General features: G+C 69.0%; 22 protein-coding genes and 4 tRNA genes. 10 read left to right on the top strand and 16 right to left on the bottom strand.

Annotated elements, in window-relative coordinates; all coding sequences use genetic code 11:
• Positions 1-101 precede the first annotated feature (101 nt).
• Complete coding sequence (locus QM597_RS05425) at positions 102-818, top strand: IclR family transcriptional regulator (RefSeq protein ID WP_415003853.1); 717 nt, start codon at positions 102-104, stop codon at positions 816-818.
• A gap of 24 nt (positions 819-842) precedes the next feature.
• Here the strand turns inward: QM597_RS05425 and QM597_RS05430 are convergent, their stop codons facing one another.
• The 8 genes from QM597_RS05430 to QM597_RS05465 form a co-directional block, all read right to left on the bottom strand.
• Complete coding sequence (locus QM597_RS05430) at positions 843-1,394, bottom strand: hypothetical protein (RefSeq protein ID WP_415003854.1); 552 nt, start codon at positions 1,392-1,394, stop codon at positions 843-845.
• Positions 1,395-1,400: 6 nt separating this feature from the next.
• Positions 1,401-1,862 carry a methylated-DNA--[protein]-cysteine S-methyltransferase gene (locus QM597_RS05435; protein WP_415003855.1) on the bottom strand — a complete coding sequence of 154 codons (462 nt, stop codon included), beginning with the start codon at positions 1,860-1,862 and terminating at the stop codon, positions 1,401-1,403.
• A 30-nt stretch (positions 1,863-1,892) separates the two neighbouring features.
• Complete coding sequence (locus QM597_RS05440; RefSeq protein WP_415003856.1) at positions 1,893-2,615, bottom strand: NYN domain-containing protein; 723 nt, start codon at positions 2,613-2,615, stop codon at positions 1,893-1,895.
• Between the two features lie 193 nt (positions 2,616-2,808).
• Positions 2,809-2,881 (bottom strand) — tRNA-Glu (locus QM597_RS05445).
• Between the two features lie 44 nt (positions 2,882-2,925).
• Positions 2,926-2,998 (bottom strand) — tRNA-Glu (locus QM597_RS05450).
• A gap of 48 nt (positions 2,999-3,046) precedes the next feature.
• Positions 3,047-3,118 (bottom strand) — tRNA-Gln (locus QM597_RS05455).
• Between the two features lie 234 nt (positions 3,119-3,352).
• Positions 3,353-4,852: a glutamate--tRNA ligase gene (gene gltX, locus QM597_RS05460; protein ID WP_415003857.1), complete on the bottom strand. Its 1,500-nt coding sequence runs from the start codon at positions 4,850-4,852 to the stop codon at positions 3,353-3,355.
• Positions 4,845-5,624, bottom strand: coding sequence for a fumarylacetoacetate hydrolase family protein (locus QM597_RS05465; protein ID WP_415003858.1), 780 nt, complete (start codon positions 5,622-5,624; stop codon positions 4,845-4,847). The genes gltX and QM597_RS05465 overlap by 8 nt, the downstream gene beginning before the upstream one ends.
• Before the next feature lie 159 nt (positions 5,625-5,783).
• Here QM597_RS05465 and efeU point away from each other — a divergent pair, with 159 nt between their 5' ends.
• From efeU to efeB, 3 genes are read left to right on the top strand one after another with little or no spacing between them, the layout of a single operon-like run.
• On the top strand, positions 5,784-6,683 hold the full coding sequence (gene efeU / locus QM597_RS05470; protein ID WP_415003859.1) for an iron uptake transporter permease EfeU: 900 nt from the start codon (positions 5,784-5,786) through the stop codon (positions 6,681-6,683).
• Positions 6,680-7,900 (top strand): iron uptake system protein EfeO, encoded by a 1,221-nt coding sequence (gene efeO / locus QM597_RS05475; protein WP_415003860.1) that lies wholly within the window; start codon positions 6,680-6,682, stop codon positions 7,898-7,900. Before efeU ends, efeO begins: the two co-directional genes overlap by 4 nt.
• The gene (efeB, locus tag QM597_RS05480; RefSeq protein ID WP_415003861.1) at positions 7,897-9,156 is read left to right on the top strand and encodes an iron uptake transporter deferrochelatase/peroxidase subunit; all 1,260 of its coding nucleotides are present in this window, start codon (positions 7,897-7,899) and stop codon (positions 9,154-9,156) included. The genes efeO and efeB overlap by 4 nt, the downstream gene beginning before the upstream one ends.
• 78 nt (positions 9,157-9,234) lie before the next feature.
• Here efeB and QM597_RS05485 read toward each other — a convergent pair whose 3' ends face one another.
• The 6 genes from QM597_RS05485 to QM597_RS05510 all read right to left on the bottom strand — a co-directional run bounded on the left by QM597_RS05485 (position 9,235) and on the right by QM597_RS05510 (position 14,234).
• On the bottom strand, positions 9,235-9,996 hold the full coding sequence (locus tag QM597_RS05485; RefSeq protein ID WP_415003862.1) for an isoprenyl transferase: 762 nt from the start codon (positions 9,994-9,996) through the stop codon (positions 9,235-9,237).
• Between the two features lie 8 nt (positions 9,997-10,004).
• Positions 10,005-10,733, bottom strand: coding sequence for a DNA repair protein RecO (recO, locus tag QM597_RS05490; protein ID WP_415003863.1), 729 nt, complete (start codon positions 10,731-10,733; stop codon positions 10,005-10,007).
• Between the two features lie 73 nt (positions 10,734-10,806).
• Positions 10,807-12,504 carry a cation:proton antiporter gene (locus QM597_RS05495; protein WP_415003864.1) on the bottom strand — a complete coding sequence of 566 codons (1,698 nt, stop codon included), beginning with the start codon at positions 12,502-12,504 and terminating at the stop codon, positions 10,807-10,809.
• Between the two features lie 58 nt (positions 12,505-12,562).
• Positions 12,563-13,672 (bottom strand): FUSC family protein, encoded by a 1,110-nt coding sequence (locus QM597_RS05500; protein WP_415003865.1) that lies wholly within the window; start codon positions 13,670-13,672, stop codon positions 12,563-12,565.
• Positions 13,669-13,989 carry a GroES family chaperonin gene (locus QM597_RS05505; protein WP_415003866.1) on the bottom strand — a complete coding sequence of 107 codons (321 nt, stop codon included), beginning with the start codon at positions 13,987-13,989 and terminating at the stop codon, positions 13,669-13,671. Before QM597_RS05505 ends, QM597_RS05500 begins: the two co-directional genes overlap by 4 nt.
• The gene (locus tag QM597_RS05510; protein WP_415003867.1) at positions 13,989-14,234 is read right to left on the bottom strand and encodes a DUF3618 domain-containing protein; all 246 of its coding nucleotides are present in this window, start codon (positions 14,232-14,234) and stop codon (positions 13,989-13,991) included. The genes QM597_RS05505 and QM597_RS05510 overlap by 1 nt, the downstream gene beginning before the upstream one ends.
• 62 nt (positions 14,235-14,296) lie before the next feature.
• Between QM597_RS05510 and bcp the strand changes: the two genes are divergently transcribed.
• The 3 genes from bcp (at position 14,297) to QM597_RS05525 (ending at position 15,602) form a co-directional block, all read left to right on the top strand.
• Entirely contained in the window at positions 14,297-14,770 is a 474-nt protein-coding gene (gene bcp / locus QM597_RS05515; protein WP_415003868.1) for a thioredoxin-dependent thiol peroxidase, read from the top strand.
• 253 nt (positions 14,771-15,023) lie between these two features.
• Positions 15,024-15,105, top strand: a tRNA-Leu gene (locus QM597_RS05520).
• A 38-nt stretch (positions 15,106-15,143) separates the two neighbouring features.
• Entirely contained in the window at positions 15,144-15,602 is a 459-nt protein-coding gene (locus tag QM597_RS05525) for a hypothetical protein (RefSeq protein ID WP_415003869.1), read from the top strand.
• A gap of 185 nt (positions 15,603-15,787) precedes the next feature.
• Here QM597_RS05525 and QM597_RS05530 read toward each other — a convergent pair whose 3' ends face one another.
• Entirely contained in the window at positions 15,788-16,213 is a 426-nt protein-coding gene (locus QM597_RS05530; protein ID WP_415003870.1) for an SRPBCC family protein, read from the bottom strand.
• 39 nt (positions 16,214-16,252) lie between these two features.
• Here QM597_RS05530 and QM597_RS05535 point away from each other — a divergent pair, with 39 nt between their 5' ends.
• The 3 genes from QM597_RS05535 to QM597_RS05545 are packed head-to-tail and all read left to right on the top strand — an operon-like array spanning position 16,253 to position 18,532.
• Entirely contained in the window at positions 16,253-16,714 is a 462-nt protein-coding gene (locus QM597_RS05535) for a tRNA (cytidine(34)-2'-O)-methyltransferase (RefSeq protein ID WP_415003871.1), read from the top strand.
• Between the two features lie 32 nt (positions 16,715-16,746).
• Complete coding sequence (dapD, locus tag QM597_RS05540) at positions 16,747-17,688, top strand: 2,3,4,5-tetrahydropyridine-2,6-dicarboxylate N-succinyltransferase (protein WP_415003872.1); 942 nt, start codon at positions 16,747-16,749, stop codon at positions 17,686-17,688.
• A gap of 19 nt (positions 17,689-17,707) precedes the next feature.
• Positions 17,708-18,532, top strand: coding sequence for a hypothetical protein (locus QM597_RS05545; protein WP_415003873.1), 825 nt, complete (start codon positions 17,708-17,710; stop codon positions 18,530-18,532).
• Between the two features lie 227 nt (positions 18,533-18,759).
• Here the strand turns inward: QM597_RS05545 and leuA are convergent, their stop codons facing one another.
• Positions 18,760-20,490, bottom strand: a complete 1,731-nt coding sequence (gene leuA, locus QM597_RS05550) for a 2-isopropylmalate synthase (protein ID WP_415003874.1) — start codon at positions 20,488-20,490, stop codon at positions 18,760-18,762.
• Between the last annotated feature and the right edge of the window lie 21 nt (positions 20,491-20,511).

Below are 20,511 nucleotides of genomic sequence, written 5' to 3' on the forward strand. Positions count from 1 at the left end.
AGATTGTTCTCGCATCATCGACCCGCCGCAGCGTCACGGGCCACGAAGGGTGGACTAACCCACCACTTGCGTCTCACGATTCGATACGGCAGTATCAAGGCATGGACAACTCTAGCGGAGTCGGCGTTCTCGACAAAGCCGCTCTCGTGCTGGCCGCCCTCGAACCGGGGCCGGCCACCCTCGCCGGCCTCGTCGCCGCCACCGGCCTGGCGCGCCCGACCGCCCACCGCCTCGCCGTCGCCCTCGAACACCATCGCTTCGTCGCCCGCGACATGCAAGGCCGCTTCATCCTCGGCCCGCGCCTGGGCGAACTCGCCTCGGCGGCCGGTGAAGACCGGCTGCTGGCCGCCGCCGGGCCGGTCCTCGCACGCCTGCGCGACATCACCGGCGAGTCGGCTCAGCTGTTCCGCCGCCAGGGCGAACACCGGGTCTGCGTCGCGGCGGCGGACCGGCCGACCGGTCTGCGCGACTCGATCCCGGTCGGCAGCCAGCTCACCATGGCCGGCGGCTCGGCCGCGCAGATCCTGCTGGCCTGGGAGGACCCCGAGCGCATGAACAAGGGCCTGCTCAAGGCCAACTTCTCGGCTGCCGAACTCGCCGCAGTCCGTCGACGCGGCTGGGCGCAGAGCGTCGCCGAGCGCGAGAGCGGCGTCGGTTCGGTCTCCGCGCCCGTGCGCGCGCCCTCGGGCAAGGTCGTCGCGGCGGTGTCGGTTTCCGGACCGCTGGAACGCCTGACCCGACAGCCGGGACGCATGCACGCCCCTGCCGTCGTCGCCGCCGGCGAACGGCTCTCGCAGAGCCTGCGCCGCAGCATGTGAGGCCTTGCCGGCGCAGGCGCGAGGTCAGCTCAGTTCGTCGAGCAGCTGCGCCTTGGTCTTGCGCGAGTAACCCGCGATGCCACGCTCCTTGGCCGCCTCACGCAACTGCGCGACCGTCCACGAGGAGTCCGGACCCGCCGCAGACTCGTCCGCCGGAGCCGGCTCCTCGGTTGCGCCCGACGTCGCGGCCTGCTTGACCGCCACAGCCTTCTCGACCAAAACCGCCTTGGCATCGGCCAGGACGGTCGTGACCTGCGCCAGCAGGTGATCGGCCGCGTCCTCCAGGTCGTCGCCGGCGTCATCGGCCTGATCGGCCGCCTTGGCGGCGAACTGTTTGGCGTCCTTGGCGGCCTTCTTCGCCAGCTTGGCGGCCTTGGCCTGGTAGCCCTTCGCCTCCGCCTTGTACTCCTCAGCCTTCGCCTTGTACTTCTCGGCGAGCTTCTTGTAGGTGCCCGCCACGTCGGCGCGCTCGGCGAGCTTCGCCTCCAACGTGTCGATGCGCTTCTCGTACTTCTTGACGAGCGCCTTCAGCTCGGCAATCGCCTTGTCGGTCTTACTGGTCTTCTTTTTGCCCATGCCCCATCAGAACAGGCCGGGGCGCTCCATGTCGAGTAGGACACGCTTGCGCTCGATGCCGCCCGCGTAGCCGACGAGGTTCCCGTCCGAGCCGATCACCCGGTGACAGGGCACGATGATCGGCAGCCGGTTGGCCCCGTTCGCCGTACCGACAGCACGGGAGATCACCGGCTCGTATCCGAGCCGCCGCGCGATGTCGCCGTAGCTCACCGTCTGGCCGAAGGGGATGCGCCGTAACTCGGCCCACACCTTGCGCTGGAACTCGGTGCCATCCTGCGCCAGCGGCAGGTCGAAGGCCGTCCGCCGGCCGGCGAAGTAGTCGTTCAGCTGCGCCTCGGCGGCATCGAGGACCTCGTCGGCGACGCGACGCCCGCGAGGCGTGGCATCGAAGTCGACGGCGGTGAGCAGGCCCGCCGAACTGTGCAGGCGCAGGCCTCCGACCGGCGAATCCATCCAGCGCGTGCTCATGGCCTCATCGTGCCGCACGCCACCGACAGATCAACCCTTGGCGCGCTTCGGATGGCGCCGGACCCGCTTGTTGTCACCGGCCACCTCGAACAGGTCGATGGCCTTGACCAGGTCGCTGAACTTGGCGTACCCGAAGTTGCGCGGCTCGAAGGAGGACTGATTGCGGATCAGGTTGCTGACCTGCGAGAGCGTCGCCCAACCGTCGTCGTCGGCGGCGTCATCGATGGCCGAGCGCATGAGCGTCATCAGCCGGGAGTTCTGCTTGAGTTGCGCGCCGGTACGTCTCTGCGGGGGCGCGGCCGCGTCGTCGGCCTGCCCGTCGCTGCCGAGCGCCTCGACCTCGAAGAAGCGCGAGCAGGCGTTGCGGAACGGCTCAGGGGCCTTGGCCTGACCGAAACCGATGACCTCCGCACCCGACTGGCGCAGCCGCATGACCAACGGCGTGAAGTCGGCGTCGCTGGAAACGATGGCGAAGCCGTCGACGTCACCGGCGTGCAGCAGATCCATCGCGTCGATCGCCATAGCGATATCGGAGGCGTTCTTGCCCTTGGTCAGGTCGAACTGCTGAACCGGCGCGATGGCGAACTCGTGCAACCGCTCCGACCACGACTTCAACTCGTCCTTGCGCCAGTTGCCGTAGGCCTTGCGCACATTGGCCTTGCCGTATTCGGCAACCCGGCGCAAGATCACCTCGATCTTGGAGGCTTGGGCATTGTCGGCGTCGATGAGGACCGCCATCCGCAGATCGGGCATGTCCCCCACCCTACGAGGGCCAGATCCATCCGGCACGCTCAGGCAGCCGCGTCGATGTCGATTCGGTCTTCACCGTGGTAGCCCCGACGGGACTCTGCCGTCCTCGCTCCGCTGCGGCGGCTCCTCGAATCACTGAGCCAGATATCACGATTGCCGGCCCACCCCAAAGAACGGGGTGGGCCGCCAACGTCTGTAGCCCCGACGGGATTCGAACCCGCGCTACCGCCTTGAGAGGGCGGCGTGCTAGGCCGCTACACAACGGGGCCACGGCCCGGAGGCCGAGAAAGCCACCTCAACGAGAAGGTGGCCGTACCCCGTACCGGATTCGAACCGGCGATCTCCGCCTTGAGAGGGCGGCGTCATAACCGCTAGACCAACGGGGCCTTGAAGAGGGAACACCAGCCTGCCAGCAGGCCGCGAACCGATCTTCGCTGGGGTACTAGGACTCGAACCTAGAACAACTGAACCAGAATCAGCCGTGTTGCCAATTACACCATACCCCACTGGGGTATCGGATGACTCGCTTTCGCGGGCCGCCCGAACCGAGGAGACACTCTACCGGACCACGTTCCCCGACCCCAAACCGGTCAGAGAATGGCCGATTCAATATCGCTGAGCCGCTCATTGAGGCGCGAGGCCACCTGCGGCCGAGCCTCGAAATGAGCAGCGGTTCCGGCCCCTTCGAGGCTCGCTCCGCTCGCACCTCAGGGAGTGACTCGGCCTAACGGCGCATCCCCTCAAGACCCGGTGCACGCCAGCGCGGCGTCGAGCCGGGCCACGGTCCGCGACGCGCCGAGCAGTTCCAGCGACTCGAACAGCGGTGGCGAGATACGGCTGCCGGTGACCGCGACCCGCACCGGACCGAAGGCGAGCCGCGGCTTCAACCCGAGGCCGTCGATCAACGCCGCGCGCAAGGCGGTCTCGATGCCCTCGGTCGTCCACTGCTCCAGCCCGGCCAGGGCCTCGCGGGCGGCCGCCACCGTGGCCAGCCCCTTCTCGTCGAACTGCTTGGCGGCATCGGCCTCGTTGACACTGAAGTCAGCCTCGTCGACGAAGAGGAAGCGCAGCATGCCGACGGCCTCGGTCAGCTTGGCGATGCGCTCGTGGACGAGCGGAGCCGCCGCAGCCAGCAGCGCCGACTCGTCCTCGCTCGCCGGGTCGCCGATCAGCCCCGCCGCAGCGAAATGCGGGACCAGCCGCTCGGTCACCTCGTCTGCCGGGAGCAGCCGGATGTGATCGCCGTTGATCGCCTCGCACTTGGCCAGGTCGAAGCGCGCCGGGTTCGGATTGACCCGCGAGATGTCGAAGGCCTCGACCATCTCGGCCAGAGTGAACACATCGCGTTCGGCGTCCAGCGACCAGCCGAGCAGGGCCAGATAGTTGAGCAGCCCCTCGGGCAGGAAGCCGTCGTCGCGGTAACCGAGCAGATTCGACTCCGGATCGCGCTTGGACAGCTTGCGGTTGCCCGCCCCCGTCACGTACGGCAGGTGCCCGAAGCGCGGCACCTGCCCGCTGCCCACGCCGATCTGCGCGAACGCCTCGTACATGGCGATCTGACGCGGTGTCGAGGAGAGGATGTCCTCGCCGCGCAGGACGTGGGTGATGCCCATGAGCGCGTCGTCGGTGGGATTGGTCAGCGTGTAGAGCGGCTGGCCGTTGGCGCGCACGATGACGAAATCCTGCACGTTCTCGGCACCGAAGGTGATCGGGCCGCGCACGAGGTCGTCGAAGGTCCAGTCCTTCTGGGGCATCTTGAAACGGATGACCGGCTTGCGGCCCTCGGCCTCGTAGGCCGCCTGCTGCTCGGGCGTGAGGTCGCGGTGCAGGCCGTCGTAGCCGCTCGGGCGGCCCTCGGCGCGCGCCTTCTCGCGGCGCTCCTCCAACTCCTCGGCGGTGTCATAGGCCTTGTAGGCCAGGCCCGCATCGAGCAGGCGCTGCGCGACATCGGCGTAGATGCCCATACGCTCGCTCTGCCGGTACGGACCGTTCGGACCACCGACCTCGACGCCCTCGTCCCAGTCCAGGCCGAGCCAGCGCATGACGTCGACGAGCAGGTCGTAGGACTCCTGGCTGTCGCGGCTGGCGTCGGTGTCCTCGATGCGGAAGACGAAGCGACCCCCGTGATGGCGCGCGAACGCCCAGCTGAACAGCGCCGTACGCGCCATGCCGACGTGCGGGTTGCCGGTCGGCGACGGGCAGAAGCGCGCGACGACGGGAGCGGACGAGGACTCAGTCATGGGAGACCACCTGGTTGACGAGGGTGCCGATGCCGGAGATCGTGATGCCGACCGAGTCGCCGACCTGCATCGGCCCGACGCCCTCGGGCGTACCGGTCAGCAGCACGTCGCCCGGCAGCAGCGTCATAAAGCTGGAGACGTGCGCGACGAGCGTGGGGACGTCGAAGACGAGGTCGGCGGTCGTGCCGTCCTGCTTGACCTCGCCGTTGAGCGTCGTGCGAATCCGCAGGTCGCCGGGTTCGAGGTTCGTCTCGATCCACGGCCCGAGCGGGCAGAAGGTGTCGAACCCCTTGGCCCGCGCCCACTGGCCGTCCGCGGCCTGCAGGTCGCGCGCGGTGACGTCGTTGGCGATGGTGTAGCCGAAGATCACCTTCGCGGCGTCCGCCGCCGGGACGTCGCGGCAGATGCGGCCGATGACCACCGCCAGTTCGCCCTCGAAGTGGAGGTTCTGCGTCTGGCGTGGATAGACGACAGGTTCGCCGGGACCGATGACGCTCGTGTTCGGTTTGAGGAAGACCAGCGGCTCGCTCGGCAGCGGCCCGCCCATCTCGGCGGCGTGGCCTGCGTAGTTCTTGCCGATGCACACCACCTTGCTGCGCGGGATGACCGGGGCGAGGAGCCGCACGTCGGCCAGGGCGACCTTCTCCCCCGTCAGCTCGAATCCCGCGTAGAGCGGATCTCCCTTGAGCACGGCGATGGTGGGGGTTCCGTCCTCCTCGCCCACCAGGCCGAATCGCGGATCGTCTGGTCCGGCAAATCTCGCTACACGCACGGGGGCGAGCCTACCGTCCGCCGCCGACACGCAGACTGCCCGCGCGGGTGACGCGGCGAACACATCAACGCTGGTGTTGCGCCGGGGCCGTCCGGGTGTACGCTTCACCCGGCTAAGTGAGCCTCACCTAATAACCCGGCGAAAGGTCGGCAGCCGTTCATGGTCAGCACCTTCATTATCGGTCTGCGCGAGGGCCTCGAAGCGGCCCTCATCGTCGGCATCCTGCTCGCCTACGTGCGCAAGATCGGCCGCGATGACGTGCGCTGGCGCATCTGGGCCGGCGTCGGCTGCGCGCTGGCCCTGTCACTGTCGGTCGGCGCGATCCTCACCTTCGGCACCTACGGACTGACCTTCCAGGCCCAGGAGTTCATCGGCGGCACGCTATCGCTCGTCGCGGTCGGCTTCGTCACCTGGATGGTGTTCTGGATGGCCCGCACCGCGCGGCACCTGAAGTCCGAGTTGGAGGCCGAAGTCGACCGGGCGCTCACCGGCTCGGACTGGAGCCTCATCGCCATCGGCTTCTTCGCCGTGGCCCGCGAGGGCATCGAGACGGCGCTGTTCCTGTGGAGCGCGGTGCGCTCGTCGGGTAACAACGAGGCCACCTGGCTCGGCGCGGTGCTCGGCCTGGCCTGCGCGGTCGTTCTCGGCGCGGCGATCTACCACGGCGCGATCCGCATCGACCTGGCCCGCTTCTTCCGCTGGACCGGCCTGGCCCTCGTCATCGTCGCCGCAGGCGTCCTGGCCTACGCGATCCACGACCTGCAGGAGGCCCGCTTCCTGCCCGGCCCCTTCGAGCCGGCACCGAGCGGCGCGAGCGACCTGGTGGCAGGCCTGTACGGCGACGCGGCGTGGCTGTTCCGCATCACCGACGTCCTCGACCCGTCCGGCTTCCCGGCAGCCCTGCTCAAGGGCACCATCGGCTTCACTCCCGAGATGACCAAGCTCGAAGTCCTGGCCTGGGCCGTGTATCTCGCCGTCGTGATGACCCTGTTCGTCCGTATCACCTTCCGGCGGCGACCGTCGTCGCCGACTCCTCCCAAGGAAGCAGAGAACGCATGAAAATCATGTCCACCCGCCTGGCTGCCCCCGGCCTGGCCGCCCTCGCCGGCGCGCTGATCCTGTCGGGCTGCGTCAAGAACGACGAAGGTGCCAGCACCACCATCAAGGTCACCAGCAGCGCCGACGCCTGCGACGTCGCCGAAGCCACCGCCGAGAGCGGCACCGTCCGCTTCGACGTCGAGAACACCGGCGACAAGGTCACCGAGTTCTACGTGCTCGCCGAAGACGGCCTGAGCATCGTCGGCGAGGTCGAGAACATCGCCGCCGGCGCGAGCCGCGACCTGACCGTCCAGTTGCAGCCCGGCGACTACTACACCGTCTGCAAGCCGGGCATGGTCGGCGAGGGCGTCGGCAAGGCCGATTTCAGCGTCACCGGCAAGGAGCTGGAAGTCTCCGAGAACGAGCAGGAGGCCATCGACACCGCCGTCGCCAACTACACCGCCTACACCAAGACGCAGATCGGCGAGTTAGTCACGGGCGTCAAGAACTTCACCGACGCCTACAAGGCCGGCAACGACGACGAGGCCCGCCGCCTGTTCCCGCTGGCCCGCATCAACTACGAGCGGGTCGAGCCGACCGCCGAGCAGTTCGGCGACCTCGATCCGAAGATCGACTACCGCAAGCCCGGTGCCGAGGCCGAGGGCCTGCCGTTCACCGGCTTCCACCGCATCGAAATGGACCTGTGGATCGACCAGGCGAAGGCCAACTACCCCGGTGAGGACATCACGCCGCTCGACGCCGCCGGCCGCGCGGAGGTCGCCGACCAGCTCGTCGCCGACGTCCAGGCGCTCTACGACGAGGTCCACGCCGACGACTTCGAGCTGACCATCGACAACATCACCAACGGTGCCATCGGCCTGCTCGACGAGGTCGCCGCACCCGACGGCAAGCTCCCCGGCGAGGAGGACGAGTTCAGCCACACCGACCTGTACGACTTCTACGCCAACGTCGAGGGTGCCGAGGTCGCCTACAATGCGGTTCGTGAGATCGCCGAGAGCAAGGGTGACGACGGGGCCGACCTCGTGGCCGAGCTGGACGAGCAGTTCGCCGCGATGAAGGACCTGCTGGCCACCTACGGCTCCTACGAGTCCGGCTTCGTGTCCTACGACACCGTCGACCAGGACAAGCGCAACGAGTTGGGTGCCCAGCTCAGCGCGCTGAGCGAGCCGCTGTCGCAGCTGACCCACACGGTGCTGGGAGTCGATCCGGCCGAGTGAGCACGCCCGTCACGCCCGAGAACACCCCCGGTGGCATCAGCCGCCGGGGGGTTCTGGGCTTGGCGGCCGCCACTGCGGCGGGCACGGCCATCGGCTACGGGCTGGGCCGCGGCAGTGCCGACCAGGCGCTCGACGAGGGCGCCACCCACCCGTTCTACGGCGATCACCAGGCCGGCATCACGACTCCCGTGCAGCGGCACCTGTACTTCGCCAGTTTCGACATGACCTCGCGCGCCGACCGCGACGACCTGATCTCCCTGCTGCAGGACTGGACCGAAGCAGCCGCGCTGCTGACCGCCGGACGCGAAGTGGGCAAGACCGGTGCCGTCGACGGCCCACCGCTCGCGCCGCCGGACGACACCGGCGAGGCCCTCGGCCTCGGCCCGCACTCCTTGACCCTGACCTTCGGCCTCGGTCCGTCGCTGTTCGACCGCGAGGGCGACACCTTCGGCATCGCCGACCGGCGGCCCGCGCCGCTGCAGGAGTTGCCGCTGTTCGCCTTCGACCTGCTGGAGGACCCGATCAGCGGCGGCGATCTGTGCATTCAGGCGTGTGCAGACGATCCGCAGGTCACCATGCACGCGATCCGCAACCTCAGCCGCATCGCCTTCGGGCGCGCACAGATCCGCTGGACCCGCCTCGGCTACGGCCGTACGTCCCGCACCAGCACCGACCAGCAGACCCCGCGCAATCTGTTCGGCTTCAAGGACGGCACCGCGAACATCCTCGCCGACGACGCCGACGCGCTGAAGCGCTGGGTGTGGGCCGACGACGGGTGGATGGCCGGCGGCAGCTACCTGGTGGCCCGCACGATCCAGATGACGATCGAAAACTGGGATCGCGTCCAACTGGCCGAGCAGGAGGCGATCATCGGGCGCAGCAAGGGCGAGGGTGCTCCATTGTCGGGCGGTGAGGAGATGACCGAGCCGGACTTCTCGATGCGCTCCTCCACCGGTGACTTCGCGGTCCCGTCGACCTCCCACGTGCGGCTCGCGCACCCGGACCTCAACGACGGGGTACGCATCCTGCGGCGCGGCTACAACTACGTCGACGGCAACAACGCTCTCGGGCAGATCACTGCAGGGTTGTTCTTCCTAGCGTTCCAGCGCGACCCGGAGCAGTTCATCGCGCTGCAGACCTCGCTCAAAACCGATGCCCTCAACGAGTACATCCGGCACATCGGCTCGGCGCTGTTCGCCATCCCGCCCGGCCTCCGCGACGGCGAATACCTCGCGCAAGCCCTGTTTGAGCCGTAGACCTTCGCTCCCTGAGGTGCGAGGCCGCTCGCGGCCGAGCCTCGAAGGGCGCACCTCAGCCAGCGGAACCCCTCAGTCTCACGCGCTGCCGTAGCGGCGGTTGCGGCGGGCGTACTCCTCCACCGCAGCGAACAAGGCGCGGCGGTCGACGTCGGGCCAGGCAATGTCGCTGAAGACCATCTCGGCATAGGCCGACTGCCACAGCAGGAAGTTGCTGGTGCGCTGCTCGCCGGAGGTGCGCCAGAACAAGTCGACATCGGGCATCCACGGCTCGTCGAGGTAACGCGCGAAGACCTTCTCGTCGACCTTGTCAGGATTGACCCGGCCAGCCGCCACATCGCGGGCGAGCGCGGCGGCTGCGTCGGCGATCTCGGCCCGGCCACCGTAGTTGACGCACATCGTCAGCGTGAGGACCTTGTTGTCACGGGTAAGTTCCTCGGCGGCTTCCAGCTCCTTGACGACGCTGCGCCACAGTCGCGGCCGGCGGCCGGCCCAGCGCACCCGCACGCCCATCGCATGCATCTCGTCGCGGCGACGCCGGATGACGTCGCGGTTGAAGCCCATGAGGAAGCGCACCTCGTCGGGTGACCGCTTCCAGTTCTCCGTGGAGAAGGCGTAGGCCGAGACGGCCTCGATGCCCAGTTCCACGGCTCCTTCGACCACGTCGAACAGGGCGGCCTCGCCCCGTTCGTGACCGGCCGTGCGCGGCAGCCCACGCTGCTTGGCCCACCGGCCGTTGCCGTCCATGACGATGCCCACGTGCCGCGGCACCAGCTCGCGCGGCAGCACCGGCGGGCGCTCCCCCGACGGATGAGGGCGGGGTGGTCTGGGCGTGGTCATCGGCGCTCCTACCGGTCGACGTGCGCGAGCGAACGCAGCGAACGCTCCAGGTGCCAGGCCACGTAAGCGTTGACAATGCCGGTGGCCTCGCGGCGCGAACGCTCGTCCGAGGCCGCAGCGACCTCCCAGTCACCGGCCAGCAGGGCACCCAGCAATGTCACCGTGAAGGGACTCGGCACCGACGAGCCGGGCACCCGGCAGGCATCGCACAGGATGCCGCCGGAGGCCGCGTGGAAGTTACGGTGCGGGCCGGCGGCACCGCAACGCGCGCACAGGCCGAAACTCGGCGCATAACCGGCGATGGCCAGGGCGCGCAACTGATAGGAGTCCAGCAGCAGCGCCGGGGGCTGACGTCGCTCGGTCAGGGCACGTAGAGCCCCGACGAGCAACTGGTACTGCGGCAGCGAGGCGTCGGAATGCTCCGGGACGACCCGCTGAGCGGTTTCCAGCATGACCGTCCCGGCGGTGTACGCACCGTAATCCTTACCGAGCGCGAGGGAGAACGGGTCGAGTGTCTGCACCTGCTTGACGATGTCGAGGGTCCGCCCGACCGCGAACTGCAGGTCGGCGTGCATGAACGGCTCCAGCCGGCCGCCGAGGCGGCTCGTCGTCTTACGGATGCCCTTGGCTACGGCGCGCACCTGTCCGTGCTGACGGGTCAGCAGGGTGATGATGCGGTCGGCCTCCCCCAGTTTGTGGGTACGCAGCACGACCGCAGAGTCGCGGTACAGTCTCACCGGTCCATGATGCCGCCTCGCGGACCCTCTCCGAGGGAGGACACTCCCTCAGCGGCCTGCCGCGCGGCCCGCCTCAGCGCGAGGCCAGCTGGAGGACGTCGAGACGGTCGAGCAGCGTGGCGATGACCACCGAGTCGTGACGCCCAGCAGCCCGCAGGTCGAGCAACGCCTCGCGCTGATCCTCGATCACGGCCTGCCGCAGATCGCGGAAATCCTGCAGCCGCTGCACCTGATCGGGGGCCTCCTCCTGCCCGGCCCACTCCCACTCCGAGGACGGTGTCGCCCGCTCGCGCACCCGCTCGATGACGACGGCGTCGAGCAGTCGTCCGTCCAGTCCCTCGTCGCGCACGTCGTCACAGCGCGCGTAGGCCACATCGGCGAGCGCCGCCATGAGCACCTGCACCTGCTCGCGCCGTTGCTCCGACCGGTCGTCGACGACACCCAGCCGCCGCACGACCAATGCCAGCGTGCCGCCCTGCAGCAACAGCGACGCCCCGGCCACGCAGAACGCGACGAGCACCAGCATCTCGCGCTGGGCGAGGTCCGGCGGCAGCGTCTGGGCGGCGGCGACCGTGATGCAGCCGCGCATCCCCGCCCAGGTCAGCACGATCCCGTCCTTCACGCCGAGGCGATGCTCGCCGTAGAAGGTGATGTCCGCGTCACGCCGCTCGACGGCCTGCAGCGCCCGCGCCCGGCGCGCCTCGGAGTGACGCTGCGCCTCCGGGGACGCCAGGAAGTCGCGCATCGCCGCCAGGCGCGGACGCCACGCCTCGTGCTGTTTGCGGTCGCCGTGCAGGCCCAGCAGCAGCGCCGCCACGAACACCACCCGTGCCAGGCACACGAAGCCGAGCACCAGCGCACTGACGCCCAGCAGCAGGCCCACGGACTGCCCGGTCTCGTCGAAGTCCTCCCACAGGGGCCGCAGCTGCAGGCCCATAACGAGGAAGACCGCGCCCTCCAGCAGGAAGGCGATGGTGTGCCAGTTGATCCGCTCGGCCACCCGGTCGTCGGGACGCAACTCGACGTAGCCGCGCGAGCCGATACCGAGACCGGCCACCACCACCGCGACGAGGCCGGACCCGCCTAGATGCTCCGAGGGCGTATAGGCGGCGAACGGCACGATGAAGGAGATCGCCGTCGCTACCGTCGCGTCGCGCACGAGCGAGCGCACCAGCAGGCTCACCGCGGCCACGACCAGTCCGACGAGCACCGCCACCGCAATGGCCCGCAGCAGGTGCAGGCCGACGTCGAGCGCCGAGACCGAGATGCCCGTGGCGGCGACGGCGCTGCGCAGCAGCACGAGGGCGGTCGCGTCGTTGAGCATGCTCTCGCCGTCGAGCATCGTCAACAGCCGCTGCGGCGCACCGGTGCGGCGGGCGATGGAAGTGGCGACGGCATCGGTCGGGCTGACGATGGCGCCGAGCGCGAAGGCCTCCGCGAACCCGATGCCCGGCACCACCTGCGGCAGCACCAGGCCGATGCCGGCCGAGGTCGCCAGCACCAGCACGATGGACAGGCCGCCGATGGATTTCAGGTCGCGGCGAAAGTCGATGACCGGCATCGTCACGGCGACCGCGTACAGCAGCGGGGGCAGCACGCCAGCGAGGATGATCTCCGGTTCGACTTCGGCATGCGGCGCTCCGGGCACGAAGGACAAGGCGACGCCCACGGCCACGAGTGACAGCGGCGCGGCGATGCCCAGCTGCGGCGAGACGACGCTCACCGCGATGACCACGACGACGCCGAGTACCGCCAGTTCCATCGGTTCCATGTCCCGATGGTGTCACCTTGGGTGTGCGCCGGTCACCCTCCCGACTCCTGAGGCGCACTCACCCGAAGTCGAGGAGGTCGCCCATCTCATCGCGGGTGACGCCGCTGGCGGCGAGCAGGTCGGCGGCCAGCGAGCGCACCTGGGCACCGATGGCGGCGGCGTTGATCGTCATCGCGCCCGACAGGCAGGTGATGGCGGTGCGGGCAGCCTCGATGACAGCCTCACGCGCCTCGACGAAGTCGTCACGGCTGGCCAGGTCGTCGGCGTAGATCCGCACCGCCCGCGCCAGTTGCTCGACCGCAGTGGCCATCAGCACCGGAGCGCTCTCACCGTGCCGGAGCATGGCCGAGACCCGCCGGGCGAGCACCCGTGCGTCGCGCAGCGCATTGTCGAGGTCGTGTACCGACCCGACGAACCGCTGCAGTTCGGCTCGTTGACCCCATCGCATCGGCGACATCCGGGCGATCTCCTCGACGTTGAGCGCCGTCGCCGAGACCGCGTCGACGAGCGGCTGCGCGGCGCGCGCCTGGCCGAGCACGATGTCGGCCAGGGCCGCATCGCCAGTGCGCATCGCCTGGGCGGTGCGCTCCAGCAGATCGGCGAGCTGGTCGAGCAGCCGCTGCACCGGCTGGTTGATGTCCCGCACGGGATTGCGCGGCAGCAGCAGGACCATCGCCAGCCCGCACGCCCCGCCCACGAGCGCGTCGAGGAAGCGCGTCAGCGCCGGGTTGCCGCCTCCCGCTACCGGGAGGACGGCTGCCAGCAGCACTGCGGAGTTCGCCGCCTGCGTCAGGGCGAGTCCCTTGATGCCGACCAGGGTCGAAATGGCGACGGTCAGCGCCACGACGAGGGCGATCTGCCAGGTGCCCCGGCCGATGGACAAGATCAGCAACTCACCCACGAGTACGCCGACGGCCACGCCGACGACGAGTTCGAGAGTCGTCCGCGAGCGCTGGCCTGCTCCAGCGATGATGACGATCACTGCGGCAATCGGCGCGAAGAAGGCCTGCTGGTGTCCCAGCAGGGTCGTCGCCACGCCGAAGGCCACCGAGGTCGAGATGCTGAGCCGCACGATCAGCCGCCAGCGGCGGCGTAGCGTCCGCAGCCGGTCGGCCAGCGAGTCCTGGGGCACCGGGAACTGGTGCCAACGCGGAGGCCTGGTGCTCACAGGTACAGCCCGGTCTGGCCTTCCTCGATGCGCTCCGACGCGACGGCGTGCAGGTCGCGCTCGCGCAGCAGGATGAGGTCTTCGCCGCGCACCTCGACCTCGGCACGGTCCTCGGGATCGAACAGGACCCGGTCGCCGACCTCGACCGAGCGCACCTGGGCACCGGCCGCCTCGACCCGCGCCCAGGCCAGGCGCTTGCCCACGGAGGCGGTGGCCGGGATGAGGATGCCGCCGGAGGAACGCCGGTCACCGGTCTCTCCGTCCAGGCTCACCAGCAGCCGGTCGTGCAGCATCCGGATGGGGAGTCTGGCCCCCATCAGCGGGTCAGACGGCGCACGACGACGGCTGCGGCCACCGTGCCTGCGGCCACCGCCACGAGCGGGACGATGGTCTCGAACCGGGGCGAGCCGGTCTCGTCGACGAATCGCGCCTTCACCGAGGCCAGCCCGCGACGCAGGATCGACTTCGGGTGGGTCCGGTCAATGAGGGTGTCGATAGTCGACGCCAGATGCTCGCGCACCTCGTCGATCTCGGACACCAGGTCGTCAGTCTCACGCGCCACGTCTCGCTCCTGTCCACCCCTGCCTGGGGCTGGATGTTGTCGTCTGGGCAAGGATAGGACCCATGAGCATTCGATTGCAGCCCGGCGACACGGCACCGGACTTCACCCTGCCCACCGACACCGGCGAGACCGTGACCTTGTCGGACCTACGCGGCGGTTCGGTCATCGTCTACTTCTACCCCGCAGCAATGACACCGGGCTGCACGAAGCAGGCCTGCGACTTCAGCGACTCCATCGAGCGGTTCACCGTCGAGGGCTACACGGTGCTCGGCATCTCGCCCGATTCACCGGAGAAGCTGGCGATGTTCCGCGAGCGCGACGGCCTCGGCATCACCTTGCTGTCGGACGCCGACAAGGAGGTCCTGACCGCGTGGGGCGCATTCGGGGAGAAAACGCTCTACGGCAAGGTCGTCCAGGGAGTCATCCGTTCGACCTTCGTCGTTGACCCCGACGGGACGATCAGCCACGCCGCCTACAACGTCAAGGCCACGGGCCACGTCGCCAAACTCCGCCGCGACCTCGCCCTGCCCGCCTGATCGACGGAGTCGAACGGCATCTCCTCAGAGGATGCGCCGATAGGTGCAACCTGGTCGTTGAGGTGCGAAGCGAGGAACGAGCGGAGCCTCGAAATGACCCACCATCGTAGGCTTCGAGGTGGGGGCACCTCCCGCTTGCGGGAGACGCTCGTTCCTCGCGAGTCCTGAGGTGCGAGGAGCTTGCGGCGAACCTCGAAGGGCGCACCTCAGCCAGCGGACCTATCTGCACACGTTCTAAACTGCCGGTGTTCACGCCGAAGTGGTGGAATTGGCAGACACGCAGGATTTAGGTTCCTGTGCCCTCGGGTGTGCGGGTTCAAGTCCCGCCTTCGGCACGGCGGCACGTTCAGTGCCTCTCAACCTAGGAGATCGCATGAAGTCCCTCTCGATGACCTTGATCGGCCTGCTCGCTGCGGCGGCCCTGTCAGCCTGCGGCCCCGGCTATACCGAGGACGATCTACGCGAGGAGATCGCCGACCGCGACCTCGGCAAGAAGGTCACCGACTGCATCGTCGAAGACATCAAGGGCGGCACCGATAGCCTCTCGGACTTCGGTCAGCTCGACGAGAGCGACCGGGAGTCCTCCATCGACGCCGCCGCTATGGCCTGCGTCGATGATGCGTCCGACGAGGACCTCGCGAACCTCGTCGGCGAGGTGGACCTCACCGATCCCAGCGTGCGAGAGCAGGTCATCGCCGGCATGGTCGACAGCGGCTTGCCGGAAGAGACGGCCAACTGCCTGGTCGACGAGGCGCTGGCGCAAGGCCTCGACGGCAGCGCGCTGCTCGACGCTTCGGCTATGGAGTCCCTGGCCGCAGCCTGCATGAGCTGACGCCGCTGGTGGGCGAAGCCCGGTCCCTGAGGTGCCGCGAGGAACGAGCCGCCTCGAAGGGCGGTCCCTGAGGTGCGAGGCCGCCTGCGGCCGAGCCTCGAAGGGACTCAACTACGGCAGACTTCGAGGCTCGCTCGTACCTCAGCCAGCGGACCTACTGGCGCGAACGTTCCGAGGCCGCCGGGTCAGGGACAGAGTGTGCCGATGCCCTTGCCGATGACCCGCTGCAAGGCGGCCGCGACGAGCGGTGCCAGGCCGGGCACGACGGCGTTGAAGCCGATGCTGTAGTCCAGCCGGGTGCCGCCGTCGGGCGTCGCGGTGAGTTCCTGACGGCCCCAGTGGCCGCGCAACGGCGAACCTTCGGTGATCCGGTACTCGATCAGCGAGGGGCGCTCGGCCGTCGTCGTGGTCTCGACGAAGCCCGGCAGCGGGCCGACCTTGACCGTGCGGGCCGAGCCGACGCCGTTGCGCTCGGTGTCACCGTCGCGCAGGCGAGTGATGGTGGCACCGAGCACCGGGCCGAGGTTGTCGTGATCGCTCAGCTTGTCGAACACGACCTCCGGGGCGGAGGTGAAGACATGGCTGATGAAAACGCGCGCGGGAGCTGCCATGACCCCGAGTGTAGGCGCGGCGGCGCGTAGGCTGCGGCCGTGTTCGCCATCTGCTTCGTCGAGCCGCGCATCGCGGGCAATACCGGTAACGCGATCCGGCTGGCCGCTGCGACCGGGGCGCACCTGCACGTCGTCAACCCGCTGTTCGACTTCGAGGACAGCAAGCTGCGCCGGGCCGGCCTGGACTATCACGACCTGGCCGTCGTCACGGTCCACGAGAGCTTCGATCAGGCCCTCGACGCCTTCGGCGAGGCGCGGTTGTTCGCGTTCACCACCGGGGCCACCCGCGCCTACACCGACGTCGCCTACGAGCCGGGCGACGTGCTCATGTTCGGCTCCGAGCCGACCGGGCTACCCGAAGAGGTCACCGGGCACCAGCGGGTCACCGACCGCCTGCGCCTGCCGATGCTGCCCGCGCGCCGCTCGATGAACCTGGCCAACTGCGCCTCCATCGCCGTCTACGAGGCCTGGCGTCAGCACGGCTTCGCCGGTGCCGTCTGACCCGGCCCGCCCCACTCGGTAGGTTGGAGTCCATGACGACCGAGCATCCTGGTGCCCACGCCTTCGGCCTCGCCACCCTCACCGAGGACGGAACGGTCCTCGACGTCTGGTACCCCGAACCCCGCCTGGGTGCCCCCGGCGATCACGATCACGAGCCGGAGGCCCTGACCGCCGCAGAGCGCGAGGACCCGATCCGCAGCGTGCGCACCATTGTCGTGCGCACCGTGATCGACGATCTGGCCCAGGCCCCCGCGAACGCCTACGACGCCTACCTGCGCCTGCACCTGCTGTCGCACCGCCTCGTCCGCCCGCACGGCCAGAGCCTCGACGGCGTGTTCGGTCTCCTGGCCAATGTCGCCTGGACGTCGCTGGGGCCGGTGGCCATCGGCGATCTCACCGCCGCCCGCGCCCGCGCCCGCGCCCAGGGCCTGCACCTGAGCGTGACCAGTGTCGATAAGTTCCCTCGGATGACCGATTACGTCGTCCCCTCGGGCGTGCGCATCGCCGACGCCGACCGGGTCCGTCTCGGCGCGCATCTGGGCGAGGGGACGACCGTCATGCACGAGGGTTTCGTCAACTTCAACGCCGGCACGCTTGGCGCGGCGATGGTCGAGGGACGCATCTCGGCCGGGGTCGTGGTCGGGAACGGCAGCGACATCGGTGGCGGTGCCTCGATCATGGGAACCCTGTCCGGCGGCGGCAAGGAGGTCATCAGCATCGGTCAGAACAGCCTGCTCGGCGCGAACTCCGGTGTCGGCATCAGCCTGGGCGACGACTGCGTGGTGGCGGCCGGCTGCTACGTGACCGCCGGCTCGAAGGTCACCCTGCCGGACGGATCGGTGGTCAAGGCCGCCGAGCTGTCGGGCCAGAACGGCTGGCTGTTCCTGCTCAACAGCGAGACCGGCACCCTTGAGGCCCGCGCGCGCGGGGAGCGGGCCGGCATCGAGTTGAACGCCGACCTGCACGCCAACTGATGATCGGTCGCCATCGCTCGTGAAGTTTCGCTGGCTCCTCGCCGGGCTGTTCGTCGTCGCGGTGCTCGTGGTGGCGACCACGATCCTCGACCGCACCCCCCTTCGCCCTGAATACTGCGTTGCCGAGGTCGACGGCACCCGCACTCAGGTCGATCTCGAACAGGCCCGCTGGGCTTCGCTCATGGCGGCCGTCGCCCAGAACCGCGGCCTGCCCGCGCGGGCGACGACCATCGCCATCGCCACGGCGTACCAGGAGTCGAAGATCCACAATCTCGACTACGGCCACCTCGATTCCGTCGGCCTGTTCCAGCAGCGGCCGTCGCAGGGGTGGGGCACGGTCGAGCAGTTGACCGATCCGGCCTATTCGATCGGGGCCTTCTACGACGCCCTGGTCAAGGTGCCCGACTACGAGAACGCCGAGATCACCGTCGCCGCGCAGGCGGTCCAGCGGTCGGCCTATCCCGAGGCTTACGCCCAGCACGAGCCGGCAGCGCGGACGCTGGCGTCCTCGCTGCGAGGCTACAGTCCGGCGGCCTTCACCTGTCAACTCAACGAGGGGGTGGGCGGCAGCGCCACTGCGGTTCTCGATGACGTCAACGCCGCCTTCGGCAGCCTCGGCGGGGTCGTCCAGGGCGACGATGTCGTCACCGTCTTCACCGGGCCACCGGAGGACACCGCGATCCGCGGGTGGGCGCTCGCGCAGTATGCGGTGGCCAACGCCTCACGGCTCGGCATCACCGGTGTCCACTTCGACGGGCGCCGGTGGAGCGTCGAGGACTCCCCCGACGGCTGGGTCGAGGACCCCAGCGCCGCCGCCGACACCGTGACGATCACCACCCGCTGAGGACTTGCTGATCTCCATCGCGTCGTGTGCCGTGGCCGGTCCCTGAGGTGCGAGCGCAGCACACCTCGAAGGGACCTCCGCTACGCACCGGGTAGGTGGCTTCGAGGCTCGGCCGCAGGCGGCCTCGCACCTCAGCCACCGGAAACCGCCGGTCCCTGAGGTGCGAGCTTGCGACGAGCCTCGAAGGGCGAAGGGACCCAAACGCGCACCTCAATGACCTGCTGCGCCTACTTCGGGATCGTCACCGCTTCGGCGCGGTTGGCGGCCGAGACGACCGCCTTGAGCGAAGCCCGCACGATGTTCGGATCGATGCCGACGCCCCAGACGATCTCACCGGCGATCTCGCACTCGACATAGGCCGCCGCGAGAGCGTCGCCCCCGGCCGACAGCGCGTGCTCGGTGTAGTCGAGCACGCGAATCTCGGCACCCGCCTGGCGCATCCCGTCGACGAAGGCGTCGACCGGGCCGTTGCCCTCGCCCTTGAAGGACCGCGTCTCGCCGCGTACGACCAGCTCGACGACCTGCTGGTCGTGTCCGTCGGCCGATGTCGTGGAACTGAAGGCATTCAGCACATACGGGGTCTCGCGCTCCAGGTACTCGGTGCGGAAGGCGTCCCAGATCGCGTCGGCCTCGATCTCGCCGGCCTCGCCCTCGGACATCTGCTGCACGACCCGGCTGAACTCGATCTGCAGCCGGCGCGGCAGGTCCAGCTGGTGTTCGGCCTTGAGGATGTAGGCCACGCCGCCCTTGCCGGACTGGCTGTTGACCCGGATGACCGCCTCGTACGTGCGCCCGACGTCATGCGGATCGATGGGCAGGTACGGGGCCTCCCAGGCGATCTCGCCGACCGGGACACCCTGCTCGGCGGCCTGACGCTCCAAGTCTTCCAGGCCCTTCTTGATCGCGTCCTGGTGGGAACCGGAGAACGCCGTGTACACCAGGTCGCCCGCGTACGGGTGGCGCGGATGGACCGGCAGGTTCGTGCAGTACTCGACCGTGCGACGGACCTCGTCGATGTCGGAGAAGTCGATCTGCGGGTCGATGCCCTGGCTGAACAGGTTCATGCCCAGCGTCACCAGGTCGACGTTGCCGGTGCGCTCGCCGTGGCCGAACAGGCAGCCCTCGACACGATCAGCCCCGGCCATGACGCCCAGCTCCGTCGCGGCCACGGCGGTGCCCCGGTCGTTGTGCGGGTGCAGGCTGATCGCGACGTGCTCGCGGCGACTGATGTGACGGCCGAACCACTCGATCTGGTCGGCGTAGACATTCGGCGTGGCCATCTCGACGGTCGCGGGCAGGTTGAGGATGATCTCGCGGCCGTCCTCGGGCTGCCAGACGTCCATAACCGCTTCGCAGACCTCCAGGGAGAAATCCAGCTCGGCACCGGTGAAGATCTCCGGGCTGTACTGGTAGCCGAATTCGGTGTCGGCCATGTTCTGCTCGGCGTACTTCATCACCATCTCGGTACCCCGCGTAGCGATGGCCCGCACCTCGTCGGTCGAAGCGTTGAACACAACCCGGCGAAACAGCGGCGCGACGGCGTTGTACAGGTGGATGTTGGCGCGCTTGGCACCAGACAGCGACTGCGTGGTGCGCTCGATCAGGTCCTCGCGGGCCTGCGTCAGCACCGAGATCGTCACGGTGTCGGGGATCAGATCGCCCTCGATCAGCGAGCGGATGAACTCGAACTCGGTCTCCGAGGCGGCCGGGAAGCCGATCTCGATCTCCTGGTAGCCCATGCGGACCAGCAGGTCGAACATGCGGCGCTTGCGCACCGGGGTCATGGGATCGATGAGCGCCTGGTTGCCGTCCCGCAGGTCGGTCGACAGCCAGCGCGGGGCCTTGGTGATGACCTTGCTCGGCCAGGTGCGGTCGGGCAGGTCGATGGGCGCGAAGGCGCGGTAGCGGCGAAACGGCATGGGCGATGCGGTCTGCGCGGAGACGACGTTGTTCTTCATGGCGGATTTCCTCTGCTTGGG

Source organism: Aeromicrobium sp., assembly GCF_047607065.1.
GTDB lineage: Bacteria > Actinomycetota > Actinomycetes > Propionibacteriales > Nocardioidaceae > Aeromicrobium.